This window comes from Terriglobia bacterium (assembly GCA_036496425.1).
In the GTDB taxonomy this organism is placed as follows: domain Bacteria; phylum Acidobacteriota; class Terriglobia; order 20CM-2-55-15; family 20CM-2-55-15; genus 20CM-2-55-15.
The window spans coordinates 1-7,756 of the sequence record DASXLG010000183.1 but is presented as its reverse complement, the minus strand read 5'-3'; the positions used below and the strand labels follow the sequence as shown (position 1 = coordinate 7,756).

Genomic DNA, 7,756 nt, shown 5'->3' with positions numbered 1-7,756 from the left:
CCGGGCGCCGACTTTCTTCCGGCAATAACCCTTCGAGCCTCCGAACCGGCCGGCCCCAGGATGGCTTCCAGTTCCGCTCTGTTATGAACCAGCTCAAAACCAGCGAATGGGGTAATACCGTTAAACACGTTGGGCGGCGTTCCCGGCAGCCGAACCGTCGCGCTGATCAAGATCAGTATGAAGGACGCAAATCCCGCCCAGCCGGCATTCCGGACATTGCGTTTTAATTCAGCTTTAATTTCGTCCATGTTTTGCCTGCCATATTCATGATCTACCGGGCTTGAAGCAAGCGAAATTTGTGCGTTTTGCCGCTTGACGGCATAATGTGAAGCCTGACGTTATGGATCCGGCGGGAATCAGTTCGGGTTCGAGTCGGAGCCGTTGCGAAGAATCGCCTGGCCGCGCCGGCACCGTGTTCATCTCCTTGTCGGCCCCCGCTTCGGTGCGAGGCGTTCCGGCATTGCCGATATCGCAGACCTTAGAAACGAGTTGACGGCCTCCGATGACTTGAACACGGCCGCCACATCGGGCTCAAGAACAACCGCAACAGTCCCGCCCGACATCGCCGCGGCAAACCGATTTGATCCTGCCTTGCTGTAATCGAAACGGTACTCTGCTTTCAAATCGTCGCTTTTAACAGTTTCTTTCTTACGGTTAGGTGTTTTCTTCATAGTCTCTGCGCTCTGTGGCTGTCGCTTTACGGGCACTGATGATCCGAACCCGGGTCCCTTCGGCTGCGAACGAAACCAGAAGCAGACGCTCTCTTGCTGAATGTCCAATAATTATTTCACGATGTTCGGCGTGCGAGTGGTCTTCATCCTTGAAGATCTTTGCCAGTGGGTCTGCGAATACCGTCATCCCCTCCTCAAAGGAAACGACGTGCTTTGATAGATTCTCTTTCGCCTTCTTCGGATCCCATCCGAATTCAAGAGACATTCTGGGCCGATCTTAACACGGCGGTTTCGGAATCGGGACTTCGGCGATCACGAAGAACGACCGATTTGATGATCTTCGGAGAAACCCCGAAGTTCGATACACATCATTCAAACTCTCCCAAATCTTGCTGAAATTTCGCGCGGCAGCCATAGATGTGGACCTTTCCCGGCCCTGACCTTCATTACTAAAGAACTTCATACAGGAGAGTTCAGCATTGAAAGTCATCGAGGAGTTTCATGAACGAACTTGATTCCCGTGCAACGAAGAAAAGCACCGAACTGACGCTCATCGACAAGCTCTCGCGGCTGTCTTACCAGCAAACACTCAAGCTGCTCGGAAACGATTCGGCGAGGTTGTTGCGATCCGGAGATAAGTGGGACTTCCGCATTGAGGAAGACGTGTGCCTGAGTCCGGATTTCTTTCGGCTGCGGTTCCCTGCGGAACCGGATGGGAGTGAATCGGCGCGCGCGGCCGTTACGATCAGTCTGGCAGATCCGGCTTACGGCCGCCTGCAATGGCACTGCACCCGCTGCGAGTCGTTGTGCCGGCATGTCGGGGCCACTTTTGCGTTCATTCTCGACGAAAAGATGGCGTTGGGGCTGTCAGCGCCGCCTCCGGAGCGCGTGCCTATCGAGAGCTTAAGCGAACAGGAACTCATCGAACGCGCCATCGAGGAGCGGCGGGAGCGCGCTCGCGCGGAACGGATGACCGTCAGGTCGGCCGATCCGGACCAACCGTGGACAGACTATGCCGTTAGCAGCACAGTTTCCGGCAAGACGTATCGCGTCGCCGTGCGCGGGCGCGAGCCGGGGGACTCCTATTGCGCATGTCCGGACTTCCGCACCAACACGCTCGGGACCTGCAAGCACATCCTGCAGGTTCTTACGAAGCTGAACCGGCGTTTCACCGCGGCGCAATTGAAGCGGCCGTACAAACGCAAGACGATCGGCGTTCACGTTCGGTACGGCGATCGTGCGTCGCTGAGACTCCTGCTTCCCGCGAAATTAGATCCGGAATCCGGTGAGACGATGGAGGCGCTGCGGGATCGCGACGTCGAGGATGTAGCAGACCTGCTCAAACGGGTCCAATGTCTGGAAAGGCAGGGACACACTGTCAACATCTATCCGGATGCGGAAGAACTCATCCAGCGCCGTCTACTGCTCGATCGGATCGAGCGGCGCGTCGCTGAGATTCGAGTTGAGCCGGAGTCACACCCTCTTCGCCGCGAGCTTCTCAAGGTTGAATTATTGCCGTATCAACTAGACGGCATCGCGTTCGCCGCCGGTGCGGGACGCGCCGTTCTTGCCGACGACATGGGACTCGGAAAGACGATCCAAGCCATAGGAGTGTCAGAGCTGCTGGCACGCGAAATCGGTATATCGAAGGTGCTGGTCGTCTGCCCCGCATCAGTGAAATCGCAGTGGCGGAACGAAATACATCGTTTCTGTGGCCGCGATTGCCAATTGATCACGGGTGGTGTCGCCTCGCGGGGCAGCCAGTACGCCAATGATTGCTTCTTCACCGTGTGCAACTACGAACAGGTTCTGCGAGACATCCTGTCGATCGAGCACGTGAATTGGGATCTCATCATTCTGGACGAAGGACAGCGCATCAAGAACTGGGAGGCGAAAACCAGCCGCGTCATTAAAGGTCTTCGTTCGCGGTTCGCGCTTGTTCTATCGGGCACGCCGCTTGAGAATCGGCTGGACGACCTGTATTCGGTCGTCCAGTTCATTGACGACCGGCGGCTCGGCCCTGCGTTTCGTTTTTATAACCGCCACCGTGTCGTCGATGAAAGAGGGAAAGTCCTCGGCTACAAAAACCTCGGCGAACTGCGCGAGAATCTCCGGCCCGTGCTGCTCCGGCGCACACGCCAGTCTGTGCGCCAACAGCTCCCCGCACGCACAAACGAGATCATCCGCATCGCGCCGACCGAAGAACAGTCAGGCTTGCACGCCTCGCACATGCAAATCGTCAGCAGGATTACGCGGAAGAGATTTCTGACCGAAATGGACCTGCTCCGCCTTCAGAAGCACCTGCTCATGTGCCGCATGTCCGCGAACAGCACGTTCCTCGTGGACAAACAGGCGCCTGGATATTCCTCAAAACTGGAAGAACTCGACAACTTATTCGAGCAGTTGTTTTCCGAAGAGAATCGCAAGGTGCTGCTCTTCTCGGAATGGACCACTATGCTCGACCTGATCGAGCCTCTCCTGAAGAGGCGCGCCCTGCGTTTTGTCCGTCTTGACGGTTCGGTACCGCAAAAGCTCAGGCAGGGATTAGTTCAGGAATTTCAGAGCAATCCCGGCTGCCGTCTATTCCTGACGACAAACGCCGGATCGACCGGGCTGAACCTGCAAGCGGCAAACACCGTGATCAATGTCGACCTTCCGTGGAACCCTGCCGTATTGGAACAGCGTATTGCTCGAGCTTACCGCATGGGCCAGGAACAGCCGGTACAGGTATTCGTCCTGGTAACCGAAGAAACAATCGAGGAAAAACTTCTCAGCACGCTTTCCGCAAAGCATGATTTAGCGCTTGCTGCCTTGGATGCCGACAGCGACGTGGATCAAGTCGACCTCGCTGGCGGCATCGAAGAACTTCGCCGGCGTCTCGAGGTTCTGCTCGGGGCACGCCCCGAAGCCCCACGTGATGAAAGTCTCCGCCGCGATAGTGAACTCGAGATAGCCCGGATCGCCGCCGACCGCAACGCCCGCCGCGAAAAACTCTCCATTAGCGGCGGACAGTTGCTCAGCGCTGCGTTTCAATTCGTTGGCGAACTGTTGCCGGCGCCGCCGGATTCCACAGAATCGAACGCGGCAACGAGCGCCTTGGCGGCAACACTGAAGCAAAGCCTCAGCGATCTTGTGGAACAGGACGATCAGGGACGCCCCCAGCTGACCTTTTCATTGCCTGCCGCGACAGCTCTCGACGGGCTGACTAACGTTCTCGCGCGGCTTCTGGTCCGAACTCAGTCTGCATAGGTTTGCGCATCTTCATCGAAATAGAGTGCGATTCTCAATCGTTAGCGCTGCTTGGAGCGATGCTCATCGGCTACCGCTTTCGCGTGATGAAGGGATCGCTGTGCTTCGATCAGTATACGGGCTGGGTTAGTGTACCGGCCGGGACCAACCTTGGCCGATTTCGACAATTGGACGGCATAATATGAAGCCTTGTTTACCTTTCGTAACACAAAGAGGATTTCAACTGTCTCGTACTTCAGGTACGGGATAGTTGGAATAATGGCTTGCAATTCGGGGCGACCGCTATCTAACCTATTCGTACCTGAAGTACGGGAAAGTTAGAAATGGCGCTCCATCTGGTCGGTGAAAATCTGGATAAAGCCCGCAGCCACTACCGGGCTGAAACGGGTACCCTGGTCCAGCTCATGCGCGGGATTTATGTCGATGCCGGTGACGACATCGACGCCACGGTTTTGCGCCACGCCGTCCGTATTGCCAACTATCTCATCCGAAAGCGTACTTGTCGGCGGCGAGCGCGATGCTGCTCGGCCCCACCCGCGACGGCCGGTTGTTCATCAGCGCCCGCCGCAAGCAGCGCATGCGCATCCGGGCGCTCGAAATTATTCAGAACCAGGCGCCGCCGCATCCTTCTATAGCGTCCGCCGTGGTTGATGACGGCATGGGCGAGTTTCACGTCAATGTCTCGTCCATGCGCCAGCGCTTCCTCGAAGCGTTCCGGCTGCGGAGCGAACACGCGGCGTCGATTGATACCGGCATGCGCGGCGAGATCGCCAAACGCCTGATCGAAGAATATGGCGATCCGAAAGCAACGGCCGATGCCGTATGGGCTCTGGCCCGTGAAAACGAATGGTATCGGGAGGGAGAACACGCGGAACGCTTTCTGCTACATCGTCCTGCCGCCGCCACCGCCGCCGCCGTCAACAAAGCCGCGTTCAATCTCGTCGTCGCCTGGCATGGCCATCCGATCGGGCATCTGCGGCATGACGGTTTTGAATGGCGCTGGACTCCGATCGACAATGCCGGGCCACCTCTGGTCCGGCAAACGACACCCGGCAAATTGCCGCCGTTCATCATCTCGCTCCTCCCGGAAGGCTGGCTCGAACACATCCTCAAAGATCAGGATGAACGTGCGCTGCTCCGTTCGGGAAAGCGGTACACCTCGAATATCACCATCGTCGAATCCGAAGCGGAACTCGCCACGTTGCCGCCCGACATTCTGCGGACCCGGCTCGCGCAATATACAAAGGATGGCGTTTTCCTCGGCCGTTATGCAGGCCCTGGAGGAGGAGAGATCCAGCAGGGGTTCGAGCGCTCGCTCGCTCTGATTTACGACCACGGGGATACGCCGCGCCTCTCCGGTATCCAGATCAAAGCCCCGATGTACCTCGACCAGGACGGCACGCTCCAACCCAGCACGGGCCGGCCCTTCACGCATATTTTCAAGCCCGCCGGCACCAGCGGCTATGAGGCCCTGCCCATTGTCGAATGGATGGCCATGACCCTTGGCCGGGCCGCCGGACTCGAGACTCCTGAAACCGCGCTCATCCGGATGCCCGACGATCTGCCCCCCGCCCTCATCGTTGAACGCTTCGATATCCGGCAGGGTCCGGACGACGGAAGAATGCTCGCCATGGAAGACATGTGTTCCGTCCTCGATCTGCCCACAGAGGCAAAATACGACAGCACCATGGAACGCGTCGCCCGTGCGATCCGGCCTTTATCCACCGCGCCGGAACAGGACCTCGTCACCCTTATTCCCCGCGCGCTTTTTGCGTGGCTCATTGCCGATGGCGATATGCATCTCAAAAATATGGCATTGCTGAAAATCGCGGAGCCTGGGGATCGCCAATTCCGCAGCGTCCGCATGGCCCCGCTTTACGATGCCGTCACAACGCGCGTCTTTCCGCGCCTGAAGCATGACCGTTTGGCCCTCAAGCTCAATGGCCGGGACGACAACCTGCGCCGTGGAGACTTCCGGACGCTCTCCACAACAGTCGGACTGAAAGCCAGTGACGCGGACGCAGCCATCGATGAACTGTTGAAGAAAATGGCATCAGCGCTGGAGTTCGCCGCGCTACCTGAAGCTCTGGCTTACGGCAAAGAGGCGGAAGCTGGAGTGAAGGAGATGCTGGACATCTGCCGAAGCCGTCTAAGTTCGATGACATAATAAGAAATCCGGCGCGGCACATAGCACTGTGATTTGTTTCTTGAGCAATCGCTCTCCGTCGTCGGAGAAAGCATAACTGCATGCCTCAGATGACCAATATGATGGATGCGCTCGTGTACTTGCAGGCCGCACTCGACAAGGGCACTGTGAAGATGCGGGCGTGCGACATTTATCCTGAGCTTAAGGTCCTCGTTGACCAACCAAAGGGAGAACTGCGATTAACATACGCCAGCATCGCTGCAGGAATCGTACAGTCCATCGCAGTGTTCCTCCAGGTCAAATCGGTAGGCCGTGTTGCCTGCTTTCACCTCGGGTGTGCCGTCATCGAACCCAGGCGCGGTCGTGGCCTGGGAACAGAGACGGTGGTGCAGGCCCTCGACGAGCTGCGGACCGGCCTGAAAAGGAACGGTATCCGTGAATTCTACCTCGAGGCGGTCGCCGCGAAAACAAACGTGGCATCCAATCGGCTTGCCAGGCGGTTGCTCTCCGACGCTACAAGGGATGGCACGGACACAATCTCCGGCGAGCCAGTCTTCCACTACTTGAAGTTGATCAAGTAGAACTCGAACCTTAAACTGGAAACGCTTGTCCGGCACCAGCGCCCGCGTTGTCCGGCGCAAGGAAGCTCAGGCGCCTTGTCACCCCGGCATCAATTCTCACCGGCCGGCGCCAGTTTGCGATACGGCCTGAAGTCGAGCAGACAATCGCTCCGGCGGAGGAAATCCATAAAGCGCCGGTAGTCTTTATTTTTCAGCCGGAGGCGTTCCGCCATGGTCTTGTAATTTCCTCGCGTGGATCTCAAGCCGAAATCAACCAGGGCCAGGACCTTCTCCCGTGAAATATCCCGTCTCTTATACTTGCTATAAACAGCGGACCAAAAATCCTTCCGTCCCTCGGACAGATCCTTGAACCACAACTGCACGTCTTCACTCCCCGCGGGAAGGGACTCCGCTTGCGATTCGACGGAGACACTCTGAATGGAGCTGCCCTTTGTCGAGAAAAACGCGCGCTCGATCGCATTTTGGAGTTCGCGTACATTCCCCGGGAACTGAAAGGTGGACAGTCGATTCACGGCCTCAGAGTCGAAATATTTCTTTGTTTTGTTGGCGGCATTCAATTTCTGCAGAAACGCTTGCGCGAGTATCGGAATGTCGTCGGGGCGCTTGCGTAATGGGGGCATCTTGATGTGCAGCACCATGAGGCGATAAAGCAGGTCCTTCCGAAATCTGCCGCCCTCGACCATTGACTCGAGATTCTGGTTGCTCGCGACCACCAGGCGAACGTCGACGGAGCGGCCCGCTGTCTCCCCGATCCGGCGCACTTCCCTCTCCTGGATCACGCGCAGCAGTTTAGCCTGCAAAGCAGGTGTGGTATTTGAAATTTCATCGAGAAAGATTGTGCCTCGATGCGCGGCTTCAAAAAGGCCGGGCCGATCCGACGTCGCACCTGTATATGAGCCCTTTTTCGCTCCGAACAATTCTGCTTCGATAAGCGATTCCGGAATCGCACCGCAGTCGACGGCGATAAATGCCTGTTTTGCGCGCGCACTCTCGAGATGAATTGCTTTTGCAACCAGCTCTTTTCCAGTACCGCTCTCACCTTCGATTAATACTGTTGCGGTATTGCCTGCTGCCACCTGAATTTGCGAAAAGATCTCCGTGATCGCTTT

5 protein-coding genes and 1 pseudogene are annotated in these 7,756 nt (G+C 57.2%); 3 read left to right on the top strand and 3 right to left on the bottom strand.

From position 1 onward, the window contains the following. The coding region (locus VGK48_12995; GenBank protein HEY2382088.1) for a hypothetical protein at positions 1–248 on the bottom strand (248 nt) is incomplete at its 3' end. Between the two features lie 406 nt (positions 249–654). Continuing rightward, positions 655–936 carry a BrnT family toxin gene (locus tag VGK48_12990; protein ID HEY2382087.1) on the bottom strand — a complete coding sequence of 94 codons (282 nt, stop codon included), beginning with the start codon at positions 934–936 and terminating at the stop codon, positions 655–657. A 236-nt stretch (positions 937–1,172) separates the two neighbouring features. Here VGK48_12990 and VGK48_12985 point away from each other — a divergent pair, with 236 nt between their 5' ends. From VGK48_12985 to VGK48_12975, 3 genes and pseudogenes are all read left to right on the top strand, one after another. Further along, positions 1,173–3,920 (top strand): DEAD/DEAH box helicase, encoded by a 2,748-nt coding sequence (locus VGK48_12985; protein HEY2382086.1) that lies wholly within the window; start codon positions 1,173–1,175, stop codon positions 3,918–3,920. 323 nt (positions 3,921–4,243) lie between these two features. After that, positions 4,244–6,087, top strand: a pseudogene (locus VGK48_12980) (type II toxin-antitoxin system HipA family toxin). 80 nt (positions 6,088–6,167) lie between these two features. Continuing rightward, complete coding sequence (locus tag VGK48_12975) at positions 6,168–6,647, top strand: GNAT family N-acetyltransferase (protein HEY2382085.1); 480 nt, start codon at positions 6,168–6,170, stop codon at positions 6,645–6,647. 89 nt (positions 6,648–6,736) lie between these two features. Here VGK48_12975 and VGK48_12970 read toward each other — a convergent pair. Beyond that, on the bottom strand, positions 6,737–7,756 hold a 1,020-nt coding region (locus VGK48_12970), incomplete at its 5' end, for a sigma 54-interacting transcriptional regulator (GenBank protein ID HEY2382084.1).